18 protein-coding genes are annotated in these 17,895 nt (G+C 70.0%); 15 read left to right on the forward strand and 3 right to left on the reverse strand.

Going from position 1 to position 17,895, the window contains the following annotated elements; genetic code table 11:
* Nucleotides 1-2 precede the first annotated feature (2 nt).
* A complete protein-coding gene (locus AC1RAA_RS04890; protein ID WP_492726869.1) occupies nt 3-644 on the reverse strand; it encodes a DUF1109 domain-containing protein in 642 nt (213 codons plus the stop codon).
* Nucleotides 641-1,225 carry a sigma-70 family RNA polymerase sigma factor gene (locus AC1RAA_RS04895; RefSeq protein WP_062477750.1) on the reverse strand — a complete coding sequence of 195 codons (585 nt, stop codon included), beginning with the start codon at nt 1,223-1,225 and terminating at the stop codon, nt 641-643. Before AC1RAA_RS04895 ends, AC1RAA_RS04890 begins: the two co-directional genes overlap by 4 nt.
* 86 nt (nt 1,226-1,311) lie before the next feature.
* On the opposite strand from AC1RAA_RS04895, the gene AC1RAA_RS04900 reads away from it, so the two are divergent.
* The 15 genes from AC1RAA_RS04900 (at nt 1,312) to AC1RAA_RS04970 (ending at nt 17,379) form a co-directional block, all read left to right on the forward strand.
* A complete protein-coding gene (locus AC1RAA_RS04900) occupies nt 1,312-1,731 on the forward strand; it encodes a hypothetical protein (protein WP_159271760.1) in 420 nt (139 codons plus the stop codon).
* A 14-nt stretch (nt 1,732-1,745) separates the two neighbouring features.
* On the forward strand, nt 1,746-2,213 hold the full coding sequence (locus tag AC1RAA_RS04905; protein ID WP_062477756.1) for a DUF6152 family protein: 468 nt from the start codon (nt 1,746-1,748) through the stop codon (nt 2,211-2,213).
* Nucleotides 2,214-2,295: 82 nt separating this feature from the next.
* Entirely contained in the window at nt 2,296-3,621 is a 1,326-nt protein-coding gene (locus AC1RAA_RS04910; RefSeq protein ID WP_159271758.1) for a GTP cyclohydrolase II, read from the forward strand.
* On the forward strand, nt 3,618-5,015 hold the full coding sequence (locus AC1RAA_RS04915; RefSeq protein WP_492726872.1) for a URC4/urg3 family protein: 1,398 nt from the start codon (nt 3,618-3,620) through the stop codon (nt 5,013-5,015). Before AC1RAA_RS04910 ends, AC1RAA_RS04915 begins: the two co-directional genes overlap by 4 nt.
* A 50-nt stretch (nt 5,016-5,065) precedes the next feature.
* Nucleotides 5,066-5,695 (forward strand): uracil phosphoribosyltransferase, encoded by a 630-nt coding sequence (gene upp / locus AC1RAA_RS04920; protein WP_062477764.1) that lies wholly within the window; start codon nt 5,066-5,068, stop codon nt 5,693-5,695.
* A 189-nt stretch (nt 5,696-5,884) separates the two neighbouring features.
* Entirely contained in the window at nt 5,885-6,886 is a 1,002-nt protein-coding gene (locus AC1RAA_RS04925; protein ID WP_056582550.1) for a BMP family protein, read from the forward strand.
* Nucleotides 6,887-6,919: 33 nt separating this feature from the next.
* Entirely contained in the window at nt 6,920-9,739 is a 2,820-nt protein-coding gene (locus AC1RAA_RS04930) for a polysaccharide deacetylase family protein (protein ID WP_492726874.1), read from the forward strand.
* Entirely contained in the window at nt 9,739-10,710 is a 972-nt protein-coding gene (locus tag AC1RAA_RS04935) for a 5'-methylthioadenosine/S-adenosylhomocysteine nucleosidase (RefSeq protein WP_492726876.1), read from the forward strand. The genes AC1RAA_RS04930 and AC1RAA_RS04935 overlap by 1 nt, the downstream gene beginning before the upstream one ends.
* The gene (locus tag AC1RAA_RS04940; protein ID WP_492726878.1) at nt 10,701-11,447 is read left to right on the forward strand and encodes an alpha/beta fold hydrolase; all 747 of its coding nucleotides are present in this window, start codon (nt 10,701-10,703) and stop codon (nt 11,445-11,447) included. The genes AC1RAA_RS04935 and AC1RAA_RS04940 overlap by 10 nt, the downstream gene beginning before the upstream one ends.
* Nucleotides 11,444-13,033, forward strand: a complete 1,590-nt coding sequence (locus AC1RAA_RS04945; RefSeq protein WP_492726880.1) for an ABC transporter ATP-binding protein — start codon at nt 11,444-11,446, stop codon at nt 13,031-13,033. Before AC1RAA_RS04940 ends, AC1RAA_RS04945 begins: the two co-directional genes overlap by 4 nt.
* Nucleotides 13,033-14,097 (forward strand): ABC transporter permease, encoded by a 1,065-nt coding sequence (locus AC1RAA_RS04950; protein WP_492728331.1) that lies wholly within the window; start codon nt 13,033-13,035, stop codon nt 14,095-14,097. Before AC1RAA_RS04945 ends, AC1RAA_RS04950 begins: the two co-directional genes overlap by 1 nt.
* The gene (locus AC1RAA_RS04955) at nt 14,094-15,017 is read left to right on the forward strand and encodes an ABC transporter permease (RefSeq protein WP_492726882.1); all 924 of its coding nucleotides are present in this window, start codon (nt 14,094-14,096) and stop codon (nt 15,015-15,017) included. The genes AC1RAA_RS04950 and AC1RAA_RS04955 overlap by 4 nt, the downstream gene beginning before the upstream one ends.
* 1 nt (nt 15,018) lies before the next feature.
* On the forward strand, nt 15,019-15,489 hold the full coding sequence (locus AC1RAA_RS04960) for a hypothetical protein (RefSeq protein ID WP_492726884.1): 471 nt from the start codon (nt 15,019-15,021) through the stop codon (nt 15,487-15,489).
* 26 nt (nt 15,490-15,515) lie between these two features.
* Nucleotides 15,516-16,796, forward strand: coding sequence for an amidohydrolase family protein (locus tag AC1RAA_RS04965; protein ID WP_492726886.1), 1,281 nt, complete (start codon nt 15,516-15,518; stop codon nt 16,794-16,796).
* A gap of 73 nt (nt 16,797-16,869) precedes the next feature.
* On the forward strand, nt 16,870-17,379 hold the full coding sequence (locus AC1RAA_RS04970) for a DinB family protein (protein ID WP_492726888.1): 510 nt from the start codon (nt 16,870-16,872) through the stop codon (nt 17,377-17,379).
* Between the two features lies 1 nt (nt 17,380).
* Here the strand turns inward: AC1RAA_RS04970 and AC1RAA_RS04975 are convergent, their stop codons facing one another.
* Complete coding sequence (locus tag AC1RAA_RS04975) at nt 17,381-17,872, reverse strand: RidA family protein (RefSeq protein WP_062477794.1); 492 nt, start codon at nt 17,870-17,872, stop codon at nt 17,381-17,383.
* Between the last annotated feature and the right edge of the window lie 23 nt (nt 17,873-17,895).

Genomic DNA, 17,895 nt, shown 5'->3' on the forward strand with positions numbered 1-17,895 from the left:
CGCTACCAGCGCAGCAGGCGCGGCCCCAGCACCGCGCCCAGCAGCACCGGCACCGCGATCCCGCTCACGTACCAGACCGCGAGGAACGGCGCGGTCAGCTCCATGCAGTGCAGCGCGTAGACCGACGCGCCCACGCCGCCGGCCAGCGCGCCGGCCGCGGCCCCGGCCAATGCGGGCCGTGTCGGGGCCAGCCCGCGCAGCGCCATGAAGGTGGCCGCGAACACCGGCAGCGCCATGAAGCCGATGCTCAGGGCGCAGATGCGCCACGACTGGCCCATCAGCAAGGGCATGCGCTCCTCGATCGGCACCGAGAACCAGACGAACGCCGCCAGCCCCCAGATCCCCAACACCGGCAGCACCCCGCCCCACCACGCGTGGCGCACCCGCACGCCGGGCCGGGCCAGCCGCTGTACCGTCACGAAGGCCGCCGCCGCGATGCACAGCGGAAACAGCACCTTGACCCAGAACATCGGCCAGAACATCGCCTGCACCAGGTCGGGTCGCAACCCGTACTCGCCGAACAGGATCACGAACGACAGCGGCAGCGCGGCCAGCACCGCCAGCCCGATGCGCCCGCTGGCGCTGCGCCGCGGCACCGCCACCTCGCCGGCGGCCAGAAGGTTCACGAGGTCGTCGGTCTTCATGGCGCGGCGCCTCCCCCGAACTTCGCGGCCAGGGCCTTCAGGCCCCGGTGGATGCCGACCTTCACCGCCGACTCCGACATGCCCGTGAGGCTGGCCGTCTCGGCCACCGAGAGGCCTTCGATCTTCACGTGCACGATGGGCAGGCGCTGGCGTTCGGGCAGGGTCTGCAGCAATCCGCCGAGGTCGCGCTTCGCATCGCTGGCCTCGGTGGCCGACGCCGCGAACACGGCCAGGTCGTCGTCCAGCGGGTCATGCAGGTCTTCGCGGACCGACTTGGCGCGCAGCAGATCGATCATCTTGTAGCGCGCAATGGCATGCACCCAGGCCGTCAGCGGCTGGTCGCTCTGGTAGGTATGGCGCTGGTTGTGCATGGCGAGCAGGCATTCCTGGACGAGGTCTTCCACTTCATCGGGCCAGCCGAACAGGCGCTTGCCCAGAAAAGCACGCAGGTGCGCGCTCAGTTTCTGCAGGAACTCGCGGTACGCGCCGGCGTCGCCGTCGAGGCCGCGAAGGAACAGGCGGCGCAAGGCCGCTTCCGCGTCGCTCGGTGTCGTCCTGCTGCCTACGGTGTTTCGTGCCATCGGGCCGGCCGGTTACAGCCTGGTGAAAAAAGATTGCAAGGGATTGTGCCGCGCCCCCACGGCGGGGCTTGCGCTAAGCTGCCCCGATGCTGGCCGGACTCGTCTCGCACCCCTGGGCCTACCCGGCGCTGGAGGCGGCGCACATCGTGGGCATCGCGCTGCTGTTCGGCGGCCTGCTGGTGTTCGAGCTGCGCGCCCTCGGCCTGGCCCGCGAGCTGCCGGCGCCGCTGCTGGCGCGCCTCACGCTGCGCCCCGCCCTGCTGGGCTTCGGCCTGTGCGCGCTGACCGGCCTGACCATGTTCGCCAGCCAGCCGGGCGAGTTGCTGAGCAACACGGCCTTTCGCGTCAAGCTGCTGCTGATCCTGCTGGCCGGCCTCAACGCCGCCTGGTTCCACCTGCGCGGCGACATCGGCGGGCAGAGCGGGTTCGCCAGGTTTCAATGCCTCCTGTCTTTGGGGTTTTGGCTCGCTGTCATCATCTGCGGGCGCTGGATTGCCTATGTCTGACCAAGGAGAACGCGATGCTGCATCGACGCATGTTCGTGACCGGTTCGATCGCACTGGCCCTGCCCGCCTGGGCCCACCACGGCTGGAGCAGTTTTGACCAGGAGCGCCCGCTGTACCTGGAAGGCCGCGCCACCAAGGTGAGCTGGCGCAATCCGCACGGCGAGCTGGAGATCGAGCTGCCCGAGAACCTCTCGCTGCCGCCCGACCTGAAGCAGCGGCCCCTGCCCAAGCAAAGCGCCACGGTCGACGGCGCGGCGCTGCTGGCCAAGGCGCAGTTGCCGACGCGGCGCGACCGCCAATGGCAGATCGAGCTGGCCCCGCTCACGCGGCTGCAGGCCTGGGGCGTCGAAGAGATCAAGCCGGGCACGCCGGTGGCCGTGCTGGGCTTCACCTTCACCGGCGAGAAAGGCGACGCGGTGCTGCGCGCCGAGTACCTGTTCGTGCACGGCAAGACCTACGGCCTGCGCTCCTCGCCTGCATGAATGCCAGTGCGGCCGGACCGCGCGGGCCCTCGCTTGCCAGCCGCACAAGTGCTCGGTACATTGCATTTTTTGAGGGCCTCAAATGTCTGCAGACAGTACCGCGCTCCCTTCCGCCTTGCCGACCGCGACCGGTGCCAGCCCGGCGCAGAGCCCTCCGCTCCACCCCTCGTCCTCGACCGGCCACATCCGCCTGACCTCGCACGCCGGCGGCTTCGGCGCCCTGCCCATCCACTGGGGCGCGGCCACCGCCACCGAGCGCGGCCCCGTGGTCGGCACCACCACCAAGCGCGCGCACCGCAACGTCATCGGCACGCACAGCGGCTCGTACAGCGTGTACCGCGCGCTCGCCGTGGCGGCCGGCGCCCTGAAGCGCGAACACAAGGCCGACCTCACCAATACCGCACCCACCGACGTCATCGGCCCGTATCCGCAGTGGAGCGAGCCCGGGCGCATCGTCTCGCTCGACCCCTGGGGCGCGCTGGTGGCCGACGTGTTTTCCACCGAACTCGCGGCCGGCTACGACATCCGCCCGACCATCGCGATCACCAAGGCGCATGTGATCCTGCCCGAGGTGATCGAGGCGCTGCAAAGCGGGCGCCTGAAGGCCGACGGCCATTTCCTCACCACGGGCGGCGCCGCGATGGTGACCAAGGCGGCCATCGAGCCCGTGTGGTACCTGCCCGAGGTGGCACGCCGCTTCGGCTGCTCCGAGACCGACCTGCGCCGCACGCTCTTCGAAGAGACTGGCGGCATGTACCCCGAGCTGGTCACGCGCTCCGACCTCGAGGTGTTCCTGCCACCCATCGGCGGGCAGACGCTGTACATCTTCGGCAACCCGCGCGACCTGGCCAACCCGGAGGTGGAGCTCACCGCGCGCATCCACGACGAGTGCAACGGCTCCGACGTGTTCGGCTCCGACATCTGCACCTGTCGCCCCTACCTCACGCACGCGATTGAAGAGTGCATCCAGGGCGCGCAACGCGGCGGCGTGGGGCTCATCGCCTACTCGCGCAAGGAAGGCCGCGCGCTCGGCGAAGTGACCAAGTTCCTGGTCTACAACGCCCGCAAGCGCCAGGTCGGCGGCGACACGGCCGACCAGTATTTCGCGCGCACCGAGTGCGTGGCCGGCGTGCAGGACATGCGCTTCCAGGAGCTGATGCCCGACGTCTTCCACTGGCTGGGCATCAAGAAGATCCACCGCCTCGTCTCGATGAGCAACATGAAGTTCGACGCCATCACCGGCTCGGGCATCGAGATCGGCGAACGCGTGAACATTCCCGACGAACTGATCCCGGCCGACGCCCGCGTCGAGATGGACGCCAAGATGGCGGCCGGCTACTTCACCCCCGGCCCGGTGCCGGACGCAGAGGAACTGAAAAAGGCCAAGGGCCGGGGATTGAGCGAATGAGCCGAAGCACCGACATCGACCTGCCCGCCGACGGTTCCGGCAGCCTGCGCCCCGGCGGCGCGGGCAATGTCGACCCGTCGATCGAATTCACTCCCGACACCGGCCACCCGGCCGGCGCCGCCAGCCTGCTGCGCACCACCACCGCCATCCGCCAGCGCGCGGGCGCCCTGCTGGCGCGCGCGCGCCGCGGCGAGTCGCAGTGGTTCCGCATCGGCAGCGACGACGCGCTCGAAGACGCGGCGCGCACCGTGGCCGAGGTCACGCGCGAGCGCTACCCCTGGGACACCATCCCGTACCACAGCCGCTGGCGCCACTTCGAGGCCGGTGGCGTCGACCGCCGCCTGCAGCTCGACGCGCTGCTCGGCAAGGGCATCGACGCCCGCCAGCGCGCCCGCGCCCACATCGACCTGACGCTGGTGAGCGTGCTGCTCGACGCCGGCGCCGGCCCGACCTGGCACTACACCGAACCGGCCACCGGCCTGCGCTTCACGCGCTCCGAAGGCCTGGGCGTGGCGTGCTTCCATGCGTTCACCAGCGGGCTCTTTTCGTCCGACCCGAACCACCCGCTGCAGGCCGACGCGGCCGGCCTGCGCGGCCTCGTGACCGAGCGCCTGGGCGACGCCTTCCAGGTGAGCGAAGTCAATCCGCTGGTCGGCCTGTCCGGGCGCGCGGTGCTGCTGCGCCGCCTCGGCGAGGCCATGAGCGAGCAGCCCGAAACCTTCGGCGACGACGGCCGGCCCGCCGGCCTTTTCGACGCGCTCGTGGCCCCGCTGGGCGCGGCCTCGCCGCCCACGGCCGAGATCACGGCGCACCAGATTTTGTCGCTGCTGCTCGACACCCTCTCGCACATCTGGCCCTCGGCCAACGCCATCGACAGCCTGGCGGCCGACGGCAGCGACAACGTCGGCGGCTCCGGCGACCCGGCCTTCGCGCTGGGCGACTGCTGGCGCCACAGCGCCGTCGCCGGCCCCGGGCTCACCAACGGCTGGATGCCGTTCCACAAGCTGTCGCAGTGGCTCACATATTCGCTGCTCGAGCCCTTCGAATGGGCCGGTGTGAAGGTGCGCCACCTCGACGCGCTCACCGCCCTGCCCGAGTACCGCAACGGCGGCCTGCTGATCGACAGCGGCGTGATCGTGCCGCGCGAGCCGGCCTTTCTCACCCGCCGCTGGAAGGCCGGCGACGAGTTCATCGTCGAATGGCGCGCCCTCACCGTGGCGCTGCTCGACGAAATCGCCCCGCGCGTGCGCAAGGTGCTCGACCGCACCGAGGAAGAGCTGCCCCTGGCCTGCGTGCTCGAAGGCGGCACCTGGGCTGCGGGCCGGGCGCTGGCACAGCGCTTGCGAAACGGTGCGCCACCGCTGCAGATCGAGAGCGACGGCACCGTCTTCTAGTCTTTTAGACTCTCCTGTTTTCCGCAACGGCACACCAAAAGAAGACTCCAATGAGCAACGTCCACCTCGTCGACCACCCCCTCGTCCAGCACAAGCTCACGCTGATGCGCCGCAAGGACGCCTCCACCAACAGCTTCCGCCGGCTCTTGAACGAAATCAGCATGCTGATGGCCTACGAGGTCACGCGCGACATGCCGATGCAGGACATCGAGGTCGAGACCCCGCTGGAGACCATGCAGGCCAAGGTCATCGACGGCAAGAAGGTGGTGCTGGTGTCGATCCTGCGGGCCGGCACGGGCATCCTGGACGGCATGCTCACGGTGGTGCCGGGCGCGCGCGTCGGCCACATCGGCCTGTACCGCGACCCCAAGACGCTCACGGCCGTCGAGTACTACTTCAAGATGCCCGGCGAGATGGAAAACCGCGACGTGATCGTGGTCGACCCCATGCTGGCCACCGGCAACTCGGCCGTGGCCGCGGTCGAGCGGTTGAAGGAACTCAACCCCAAGTCGATCAAGTTCGTCTGCCTGCTGACCTGCCCCGAAGGCGTGAAGACGATGCAGACCGCGCACCCCGACGTGCCGATCTACACCGCCGCCATCGACCGCGAGCTGGACAGCCACGGCTACATCCTGCCGGGCCTGGGCGACGCCGGCGATCGCATCTTCGGCACTAAATAGGCTCGCCCCCAGGCTTCGCGCACTTCGTGTCGCTACGCCAACCCCCTACCGGGGGCAACACCTGAGGCCTGGCTAAGCCAGTTCCTCGGTGTTTGCTGGAAGGGAGCCCGCCGCTAGGGCGGGCTCTGTTCGGTTTGGTGGGCATGGGGATTGCAGGGTGGTTCTTTTATTTCAATCGAGGAGAAGACCGTGACAGCACGCCGTCAATTGATCGTTCGTTCCATCGCCGTTGCCGCAGCGCTTGCGGCGGGCGCCCCGGGCCTTGCGCTCGCGCAGGCCAAGCTCAAGGTGGCTGCCGTGTACACGGTGCCTTTCGAGCAGCAATGGGTGGGTCGCATCCACAAGGCGCTGAAGGCGGCCGAGGCGCGGGGGGAGATCGAATACAAGGCGACCGAGAACGTGAGCAATGCGGACTACGAGCGCGTGATGCGCGAGTACGCCACGGGCGGCAACCAGCTGATCCTGGGCGAGGTGTTCGGGGTGGAAGCGGCGGCGCGCAAGGTCGCGAAAGACTTCCCCAAGGTGGCGTTCCTCATGGGCTCGTCGCTGAAGCCGCAGGCGCCGAACTTCTCGGTGTTCGACAACTACATCCAGGAGCCGGCCTACCTCAGCGGCATGGTCGCGGGCGGGATGACCAAGAGCAACCGCATCGGCATGGTCGGCGGCTTCCCGATTCCCGAGGTGAACCGGCTCATGAACGCGTTCATGGCGGGCGCGAAGGAAACGAATCCGAAGGTGGAGTTCAGCGTGAGCTTCATCAACAGCTGGTTCGATCCGCCGAAGGCCAAGGAAGCGGCCTTCGCGATGATCGACAAGGGCGCCGACATCATGTACGCCGAGCGCTTCGGCGTGTCGGACGCGGCCAAGGAAAAGGGCAAGCTCGCCATCGGCAACGTGATCGACACGCAGGCCCAGTACCCCGACACGGTGGTGGCCTCGGCGCTGTGGAACTTCGAGCCCTCGGCCGACCGCGCCATCAAGCTGGTGAAGGAAGGCAAGTTCGCCGCCGAGGACTACGGCGTGTACTCGCACATGAAGCACAAGGGCTCCGAGCTCGCGCCGCTGGGCACCTTCGAGAAGAAGGTGCCGGCCGACGTCGTGGCGAAGGTGAAGGCGAAGCAGGCCGACATCCTGGCCGGCAAGTTCACCGTGAAGGTGGACGACGCCCAGCCGAAGTCCACCGCCAAGTAACAAGCAGACAGACAAGCGAGCAGACCCGAACCCATGAAGCGTGCGCGATGGCAGACCGCAATCCATGGCGTGGCCATCGCGGCGTTGGCCGCCGGGCTCGCCGCCTGTCAACCTGAGCCGGCGGCCACGGCCACCGCCCCGGCGGCCGAGGTGCCCGCATCGGCCGCCTCGGCACCCGCTGCCGTTGCGCCGCCGGTGGTCGCGGCGCCGGTCGGCATTCCGGCCGCATTGCAGGCGCGCGCCGATGCCCTGCTCGCCGCGCACCGCCAGATGATCGTGCTGATGACCGGCGAACGTGCGCTCGAGGCGGCCGAGAAGCGCGCCGTCAGCGCCGTCGGGCAGCAGCTGTTCCACGAGATGCAGGAGCGCCAGCAGGCGCTGATCGCCCAGGCCGCGGACATGACGGACCCGGCCGCGGTGGCGGGCCTGAACGCGCTGCTGGACCGCATCGAGAGCGAGCCCAGCTGGTTCGATGCCGACCGGCTGGCGTTCAAGGAATTCCTGTCGGAGCTGAGCACGCGCTACAGCCAGGCGCAGTCGCTGTCCGGGCTCAAGCTCGGCCGCCGCGCCAGCGAAGACCTGGCCGTGCTCGCCGAGATCGAGCAGGCCTACGACCGCGAGCTGAAAGACGTGTTCGGCCGCTTCGCGCAGCGCGGCATCGAGCCCAAGCGCGAGAAGTGGGCCGACTACGTGGCCAAGCTGCAGGGCCTGTACTCGCGCGAGCAAATCCTGAAAGACTTCGGCGCCATCGTCCCCTACACGCAGCCACCGGGCGGCGCCAAGGAAAAGGACAGCGCGGACGCACGCGAGATCTTCGGCACCTCGCTGCCCGCCAAGACCGTGGTGCTGACTTTCGACGACGGCCCGCACGCCAAACACACCGACGAGATCCTGGAGATATTGAAGCGCTACGACGCGCCCGCCATCTTTTTCCAGCTCGGGCGCAACCTGGGCAAGCTCGACGCGCAGGGCAAGGCCCAGCTCAGCGCCACCGGCGCGGCGGCCAAGCGCGTGCTGGCCGCCGGCCACGTGCTGGCCAACCACAGCTTCAGCCACGGCATGATGGCCAAGATGACCGACGACGCGGTGCGCGTCGAAGCCAGCGAGACCGAAGCGTTGCTCGACGCCACCGGCCGGCCGCAGTCCACTCTCTTTCGCTTTCCCTACGGAGCACGCAACGAGGCCAAGCTGAGCACGGTCGAGGCACTCAAGCTGCGCTCCATGATGTGGACCGTCGACTCCATGGACTGGGCCGACCCCGTGCCCAAGTCGATCGCCGACCGCGTGCTGGCCGAGGTCGACAAGGCCAAGCGCGGCGTCATCCTGTTCCACGACATCCAGGGCCGCACCGTGCAGGCCCTGCCCACCGTGCTCGACCAGCTGGTGGCCGACGGCTACCGTTTCGCCACCTGGCGCGACGGCAAGTTCGTCGTCAGCGCATCGAAAAAGACCGCGCCTGACGACGGCGTGGCCGCCACCTCGGGCGACACGCTCTACCGCGAGAGCCACGCGCTGGTGATCGGCATCGACAAGTACGCCAAATGGCCCGGCCTGCACCACGCGGTGCCCGACGCCAAGGCGATGGAGCAGCTGCTCGTGACACGCTTCGGCTTCAAGTCCGAGAACGTCACGGCGCTGTACGACGACCAGGCCACGCGCGCCAACATCCTGCGTGCGCTGAACGAAAAGCTGACCGACGGCAAGCGCGTGAAGCGCGACGACCGCGTGCTGGTGTTCTTTGCCGGCCACGGCAGCACCCGCAAGCTCGCGAGCGGGCGCGATGTCGGCTACATCGTGCCGGTCGACGCCACGCTGGACAACCTGCCGTCCGACGCCATCTCGATGCCGCAGTTGCAGGAGGTGGCCGAGGCGCTGTCGGCCAAGCACGTGCTGTTTCTCGTGGACGCCTGCTACTCGGGCCTGGGCCTCACGCGTGGCGGCGCGGCGCAGGGCAACAGGAACTTCCTGACCGACAACGCGCGCCGCATCGGCCGCCAGATGCTCACCGCCGGCGGCGCCGACCAGCAGGTGGCCGACGATGGCCCCGGCGGCCACTCGGTCTTCACCTGGACGATGCTGCAGGCGCTGTCGGGCAAGGCCGACCTGAACGGCGACAACGTCATCACCGGCACCGAACTCGCGGCCTACGTGGCGCCGGCGGTCTCGGCCATCGCGCGGCAGACGCCGGCCTTCGGCAGCCTGCCGGGCTCGGAGGGCGGCGAGTTCGTGTTCGCGCTGCCCGTCGAGCGCGAAGGCCTCAGCGGCGACAGCCTGCAGCTCGACGCCGCCGCCAGCCAGGTCAACAAGCGCATCGACCAGGCCAACGAGCAGGCCGTGCATGTGGCGACCACACCCAAGGCGGCCAAGACCGGCCCGACCGCCGTCGAGGTGGTGGTGAAGAACCTCGAAGGCGCCGACACCAAGCTGACCATGCCGGCCGCCGCGCCGCTCACGCCGCGCGTGGCCGCCCAGCGCGCCAACGACCGCGGCCTGCAGCTGTACCGCGAGCGCCGCTACGACGAGGCCGAGGCCGCCTTCACCGAGGCGCTGAAGCTGCAGCCGCGCTTTGCACTCGCGGCCAACAACCTGGGCTTCGTGTACTTCAAGCGCGGCAAGCCGGTCGAGGCCGCGCGCTGGTTCGAGCAGGCCATCGACATGGACGGCAGCCGCGCCCTCGCCTATCTGAACCTGGGCGACGCCTATCTGCAGGCCGGCAACGACGCCAAGGCGCTCGCCGCCTACACCACCTTCGTCGGCCTGGCACCGAAGCACGCGCGCGTCGCCGCGCTGCAGGCCTGGATCGCCACGCCCGACGCCGCACACCGCCCCTCACTCCCGCCCACCAACTCCTGATGACCATGACGAACACTTCCTCGCTTCTCCAGCGCCTGCGCGGCCCGGTCCTGGCCGCCGCGCTCGGCCTCGTGCTGACGGGCTGCGTCGGCGTCTACAAGTCGGACGTCGTCAGCATCAACAGCAGCACGCGGCTGGACGACACGCCGCGCCTGGCCGTGATCTCGGCCTTCGAGCCCGAGCTCAAGCTGCTGCTCACGCGCCTGCAGGGTCCCCGCAAACACAGCGTGAACGGCGTCGAGTTCACCACCGGCACGCTCGAAGGCAAGCCCGTGGTGCTGTTTCTCTCGGGCATCAGCATGACGAACGCGACCATGAACACGCAGCTCGTGCTCAACCGCTTTCGCATCACCGGCATCGTGTTCAGCGGCATCGCGGGCGGCGTGAATCCGTCGCTGCACGTGGGCGACGTGACGGTGCCGGCCCAGTGGGGCCAGTACCTCGAAGTGCTCATGGCGCGCGAGACCGCGCCCGGCACGTACAGCGCGCCGCCCTTCATCACCGACGCCACGCTGCCCAACTTCGGCATGAACTTCCCGCGCCCGGTCGAGGTGCGCTCGGCCGCCAAGCCGGGCATCGAGCGCAAGTTCTGGTTCGCGGCCGATCCGAAGATGCTCGAAGTGGCGCGCAGCATCCGCAACGTCGAGCTGGCGAACTGCGGCGCCGGCAAGTGCCTGCCGCGCAAGCCGCAGCTGGTGGTGGGCGGCAACGGCGTGTCGGGCCAGGCCTTCATGGACAACAAGGCCTACCGCGAATACACCTACAAGACCTTCCAGGCCAACGTGCTCGACATGGAAACCGCCGCCGTGGGCATGGTCGCCTACAGCAACGGCGTGCCCTACATCGCCTTCCGCTCGCTCAGCGACCTCGCGGGCGGCGGCGACGGCGAGAACGAGATGGGCACCTTCATGAGCATCGCGGCCGACAACTCGGCCAAGGTCATGCTGGCCTTCCTGGCCGCGTGGAAGTGACGGTGGCGCCCGGGCGCCTGCCTCGTCTTGTGTTGCTGCCGGGCATGGACGGCACCGGCGATCTCTTCGCGCCGCTGGCGCAGGCCCTGGGGCCGCAGGCCGCCATCGACGTCGTGCGCTACCCGGGCCGCCAGGTGCTGGGCTACGACGAACTCGAAGCGCTGGTGCGCGCGCAACTGCCGACGCAGCACCCTTTCGTGCTGCTCGGCGAATCGTTTTCCGGGCCGCTGGCCATTTCCCTCGCAGCCTCGCGACCGCCGGGGCTGCGCGGCCTCATCCTGTGCTGCAGCTTCGCGCGCCGGCCCGCACCCGGCCTGGCGTTGATGCGCGCGGGCCTGCTCGACCTGTCGATGCGCCTGCTGCATTCGAAGTTCATGCGCGCGCCGATGCGGCACCTGCTGCTGGGCGGCTCGGCGTCGCCGCACCTGTCGGACATGCTCCAGGCTTCGCTGAAGCAGGTGTCGGTCGCGGTCATGACCCACCGCATGAAGGAAGTGCAGCGCGTCGACGTGCGCGACAAGCTGCCGTTGGTGCGTGTGCCGGCGATGTACCTGCAGGCGCTGCAGGACCGCGTGGTGCCGCGCCGCGCGGTGGCCGCCATTCAGCGCGGGTTGTCGGCGTTGCACCTGGTGCAGCTCGACGGCCCCCACGGCCTGCTGCAGGCCTCGCCCGCCGCCTCCGCCCGGGCCATCGAGAATTTCTGCCGCGACCTGTCGTCGCCACCTGTCTGCCCATGAACCCCACCGTGCTCCGCCTCCAGGGCATCACCAAGCGCTTCGGCCCGCTCGTGGCCAACGACGCCATCTCCCTCGAACTGCAGGCCGGCGAAGTGCTCGCGCTGCTGGGCGAGAACGGCGCCGGCAAGTCGACGCTGATGTCGATCCTGTTCGGCCACTATGTCGCCGACGAAGGCCGCATCGAAGTCTTCGGCTCGCCCCTGCCGCCCGGCAACCCCAAGGCTGCGCTGGCCGCCGGGGTGGGCATGGTGCACCAGCACTTCACGCTGGCCGACAACCTCAGCGTGCTCGACAACGTGACGATGGGCACCGAGCCGCTGTGGCGCCCGGTCTCACGCCGTGCGGCGGCCCGTGCGCGGCTGCTCGAGGTGGCGCAGCGCTTCGGCCTGCCGGTGCAGCCCGACGCGACCATCGGCAGCCTCTCGGTCGGCGAGCGCCAGCGCGTGGAAATCCTCAAGGCGCTGTACCGCGGCGCGCGCATCCTGATCCTCGACGAACCGACGGCCGTGCTCACGCCGCAGGAGAGCGAGGCGCTGTTCGCCACGCTCGCGCAGATGGTGGCGCAGGGCCTGTCGGTGATCTTCATCAGCCACAAGCTCGGCGAGGTGCTGCGCGTGTCGCACCGCATCGCGGTGCTGCGCGGCGGCAAGCTGGTCGCCGAGGCGCGCACGGCCGACACCACGCAGGCGCAGCTCGCGCTGTGGATGGTCGGCCATGCGGTCGAGGCGCCGCAGCGCCGGCCCGCCAAGTCGGTGGGCGACGCGGTCTGCGTGCTCGACCACGTGAGCACCGCATCGGTGAAAGACGGCGGGCAGGACCGCCTGCGCGAGGTGTCGCTCACGCTGCGCGCGGGCGAAATCACCGCCATCGCCGGCGTCTCGGGCAACGGCCAGGTAGCGCTGGCCGAGCTGCTGAGCGGCACGCGCCGCGCCGTCTCCGGCAGCGCGCAGTTCATGGGCCGCGCGCTGCCGCCCTCGCCCGCCCGCCTGGTGCAGCGCGGCGTGGCGCGAATCCCCGAAGACCGGCACGCGGTCGGCGTGGTCGGCGACCTGCCGGTATGGGAGAACGCCGTGTCCGAGCGGCTGCGCAGCCCCGTCTTTTCACGCTGGTCGTTCATCGTCCGGCGCGCCGCGGCGCGGCTGCACGCCCGGCGCATCGAGAAAGCCTTCGACGTGCGCGGCGCCGGCCTGATGTCGCCGGCCCGTTCGCTCTCGGGCGGCAACATGCAGAAACTGATCCTGGGGCGGGCGCTGCTGGCGCCCGAGCAAGTGGAACAAGACACCGACAACAAGAAGTACCCGAACCGCGCACCGCGCCTCATCGTCGCGCACCAGCCGACCTGGGGCCTGGACATCGGCGCGGTCGCCTACGTGCAGCAGCAACTCATCGCCGCGCGCGACGCCGGCGCGGCGGTGCTCGTCATTTCCGACGACCTCGACGAAGTGCTCGCGCTCGGCGATCGCGTGGCCGTGATGCACGGCGGCCACCTCGGCGAAGCGCGCCCGGCCGCGGCCTGGACGCGCGAGGCCATCGGCCTGGCGATGGCCGGCGCCACGGCGCCGCAACGCCCGGGAGCCGCCGCATGATGCGCCTCGAACGACGCCACGAAAGCTCGCGCGCCGCGCTGGTGCTGGCCCCCATCGGCGCGGTCGTGTTCACGCTGCTGGTGAGCGCGCTGCTCGTACGCTGGGCCGGCGCGCCGGTCGGGCGCACTTACGCGCTGCTGCTGCAGGGCGGCTTCGGCTCGGTGTTCGCATGGAGCGAGACGCTGACGCGGGCCATTCCACTCATCCTCACCGGCCTGGCCGCCACGGTCGCGTTCAAGGCGCGGCTCTTCAACATCGGCGCCGAGGGGCAGCTGTTCGCGGGCGCGCTGGCCGCCGTGGCCGCGGGCGGCATGCACGGCGGCACGGGCTTCGAACTCTCGCCCTGGGTGCTGTTCCCGCTGATGATGCTGGCCGCTGCGGTGGCCGGCGCGTTGATGCTGCTGGGCCCGGCGCTCATGAAGAACAAGCTCGGCGTCGACGAAGTGGTCACCACGCTGCTCATCAACTTCATCGTGCTGCTGGGCGTGTCGGCGTTGCTCGACGGGCCGATGAAAGACCCGACGGCGATGGGCTGGCCGCAGAGCGTGTCGCTGCAATCCGACCTCGAGCTGGGCAAGCTCATCGCCCAGACGCGCGTGCACACCGGCCTGCTGTGGGCCGTATCGCTTGCGGTGATCGTGTGGGCGATCTTCAAGTACACGGTGCTGGGCTTCGACATCCGTGCGGTGGGCGCCAATGCGCGCGCCGCCGCCTTCGCCGGCGTGCCGGTCACGCGCACCGTGGTGATGGTGGCGCTGCTCTCGGGCGCGCTGGCCGGACTGGCCGGCGCCATCGAGGTGGCGGGCCGCACGAGCTACGTCACGCTCGACATGTCGCCGGGCTATGGCTACACCGGCATCGTGATCGCGATGCTGGCCGGGCTGCACCCGCTGGGCGTGATCGCCGCCGGCGTGTTCGTGGCCGGCGTGCTGGTCGGCGCCGACACCATGAGCCGCGCCGTGGGCGTGCCGACCTACATCGCCGACGTGATCGTCGCGGCCTCGCTGATCGCGGTGCTGGTGGCCACGCTGCTCACGCAGTACCGCGTGCGGGTGACGAAATGACCGACCTGCTCGACATTCTTTCCAACCCCGCCTTCTGGGTCGCGGTGCTGCGCATCGCCACGCCGCTCATCCTGGGCACGCTGGGCGTGCTGCTGTGCGAGCGCGCGGGCGTGCTCAACCTGGGCATCGAGGGGATCATGGTCGCGGGCGCCTTCACCGGCTGGCTCGCGGTGTATGCCGGTGCGCCGCTGTGGGTCGGTGTCGGCGTGGCCGCGCTCACGGGCATGGTGTTCGGATTGCTGCATGCCTTCCTGACCGTCGGGCTCGCGCTGTCGCAGCACGTCTCGGGGCTGGGCATCACGCTGCTGGCCACGGCGCTGAGCTACTTCGGCTACCGCGTGAGCTTTCCGAAGGTGAACACGCCGCCGACCATCACGCCCTTCGCGCCGATGGACTGGCTGCCCGTGCCCATCCTCGGCGCGCAGACCGCGCTCACGCTGTTCGCGCTGCTGCTGGTGCCGGCGGTGGCCTGGGTGCTGTACCGCACGCCGCTGGGCCTGGCGCTGCGCATGGTCGGCGAGAACCCGCAGGCGGCCGAGAGCCAGGGCGTGTCGGTCGCGGCCACGCGCACCGGCGCCATCGTGGCGGGCTCGGCGCTGATGGGCGTGGCCGGCGCGTTCCTCACGCTGTCGGCCTTCAACGCCTTCTTCTTCAACATGGTGAACGGGCGCGGCTGGATCTGCGTGGCGCTGGTGGTGTTCGCCTCGTGGCGGCCCGGCAAGGCCCTGCTCGGCGCGTTGCTGTTCGCGTTCTTCGACGCGCTGCAGCTGCGGCTGCAACAATCGGGCGATGCCGTGCTGCCTTACCAGCTGTACCTGATGCTGCCCTACCTGCTGTCGATCCTGGCGCTGGTGCTGGTCGCGCGCAAGGCCAGCTACCCGCAGGCGCTGATGAAACCCTACCGCAAGGGAGAACGCTGACATGCCGATGACGCGGCCCCGCCTTTGTCGCCTGCTGGCCACCGCGCTGCTCGCCCTGGCCGGCAGCGGCGCTCATGCATTGGGTGCCGACTACGGCCCCGAGCGCTTCGCCACCCACGACGCCGTCACCTGGGTGCAGACCTGCGGCACCTGGGGGCCCGACCACCACGGCACCTACCGCGTGATCCACGCCGAAGCCTTCGCCCAGTCGTTCCTCTACGTACAGTGGATGGCGCGCGGCGAGGCCGACCGCAGCTACAGCCTGTACGCCGTGCACACGACCGCCATCGCCGAGCTCGACAACGACCACGCGGAAATCTCCCTGAGCGAACTCACCTGCCGCGCCACGCCGCGCGGCATCGTGGTGACGGCCAAGGCCGACTCGGGCCACGACGACAAGCTGCGCCGCGTGACCATCGAGGTCGGGCCGGCCGCAGGGCAATACCGCTTCCGCGCGCAGCGCACGCGCTGAGCGCCCTTAAAAAAAACACCCCACCGATGCTCGACCTCCTCATCACCCACGCCACCCTCCCCGACGGCCGCACCGGCATGTCGGTTGCCGTGCAGGACGGCCGCATCGCCGAAGTCACGCCCGGCCTGGCCGCGCCCGCGCATGAAACGCTCGACGCCCAGGGTCTGCTGCTCGCGCCGCACTTCGTCGACCCGCACTTCCACATGGACGCCACGCTGAGCTACGGCCAGCCGCGCGTCAACCAGAGCGGCACGCTGCTCGAAGGCATCGCGCTGTGGGGCGAACTCAAGCCGCTGCTCACGGCCGATGCGCTCATCGAACGCGCGCTCGCGTACTGCGACTGGGCCGTGGCCAAGGGCCTGCTGGCGATCCGCTCGCACGTGGACACGAGCGACCCCAGCCTGCTCGCGGTCGATGCGCTGCTCGAGGTGAAGCGCCAGGTGGCGCCCTACATCGACCTGCAGCTGGTGGCCTTTCCGCAGGATGGCGTGCTGCGCTCGCCGGGCGGCGTCGACAACCTCACGCGCGCGCTCGACAAGGGCGTGGACGTGGTCGGCGGCATTCCGCATTTCGAGCGCACCATGGCCGACGGCGCGGCCAGCGTGAAGCTGCTGTGCGAGCTGGCGGCCGAGCGCGGCAAGCTGGTCGACATGCACTGCGACGAGTCGGACGACCCGCTCTCGCGCCACATCGAGACCCTGGCCGCCGAAACGCTGCGCCTGGGCCTGCAGGGCCGCGTGACGGGCTCGCACTGCACCTCGATGCACTCGATGGACAACTACTACGTGAGCAAGCTGCTGCCGCTCATCGCCGAGAGCGGCGTGAGCGTGGTGTCGAACCCGCTCATCAACATCACGCTGCAAGGCCGCCACGACAGCTACCCCAAGCGCCGCGGCATGACGCGCGTGCCCGAGCTGCTGGCCGCCGGCGTGAACGTCGCCTTCGGTCACGACTGCGTGATGGACCCGTGGTACGGCATGGGCTCGGGCGACATGCTCGAGGTGGCCCACATGGGCCTGCACGTGGCGCAGATGACCGGCCAGGCCGGCATCCACCAGTGCTTCGAGGCCGTGACCACGCGCGCGGCGCGCGTGATGCACCTGGACGGCTACGGCCTGGAAGCCGGCTGCGACGCCAGCTTCGTGCTGCTGCAGGCGCGCGACCCGGTCGAGGCCATCCGCCTGCGCGCGACGCGGCTCAAGGTGTTCCGCAAGGGCCGGCTGCTGGCCGAGACGCCCGCGGCCACCGCCGCGCTGCACCTGCCGGGACGCGGCGACCGCACGCGCTGGATGCTCGGCGAACACTGATCCGGCTGCGGCTGGACAGGCGCCGCGCCTGCCGCGAACATCCGGGTTCCCCGATGACAAGGACACACCCGACATGAGCGCCCCACCCCTGCTGCGCACGCTGTTCCAGTACCACGCGTGGGCCAACGACGAGCTGCTGGACCGCATGGCCAGCCTCGACCCCGTGCAGCACGCCGACGCCCGGCATGCCGCGATCCGCGTGGTCAACCATGCGCATGTGGTGAACCGGATCTTCGCGGGTCACCTCACGGGCGCGCCGCACGGCTTCACCGACGACAACACGCCCGAAACGCCCACGCTGGCCGAGTTGCGCGCGGCCGTGGCCGAGTCCGACCGCTGGTACCTCGCCTACCTGGACACGCTCACGCCGGCGCTGCTGGCCGAGGCGCTGCCCTTCGTGTTCACCGACGGCGACAAGGGCCGGATGACGCGCGAAGAGATGCTGGCGCACGTCGTGACGCACAACGGCTACCACCGGGGCGAAGCCGGCCGGCTGCTGGCGCAATGCGCGGTGCGCCCGCCGCGCGACACGCTGGCGGTGCACCTGCACCGCAGCGAACCCGCGCGCCGCGAGCGCTCCTAGGTCAGGCCGCGTGGGTGGTCGCGACGGTCATCTCGACCTCGACCGTCGCGTTCTTCGGCAGCGCATAGACGCCGACCGCCGTGCGCACATGCACGCCGGCCTCGCCGAACACGCGGTGCAGCAGGTCGGACGCGGCATCGGCCACCTCGCTTTGCTGCGTGAAGTCGGCCGTGCACTGCACGAACACGCCCACGCGCAGCACCTTCTCGACTGCATCGAGCGAGCCGAGTGCGCGGCGCAGCAGCGCGAGGCTGCGCAGCGCGCAGATCTGGGCGCCTTCGCGCGCGGTGTCGAGCGACACGGCATCGCCCACGCGGCCGGTGACGACCACCGTGGTGCCCACGCGCGGCACCTGGCCGCTGAGGTAGACGGTGCGGCCATCGCGCACCAGCGGCACGTAGTGGCCACCGGCCAGGATCTCGCCGTCGAAGCGGTGGCCCAGTTCGGCGGCAATCAGGTCGGCGATCTGGTCGCGGCTGTGTGGTTCTGTCATCGGATGTCCAGGAAAACGGGCCT

Source organism: Variovorax sp. GW823-FHT04F07, from assembly GCF_058795995.1.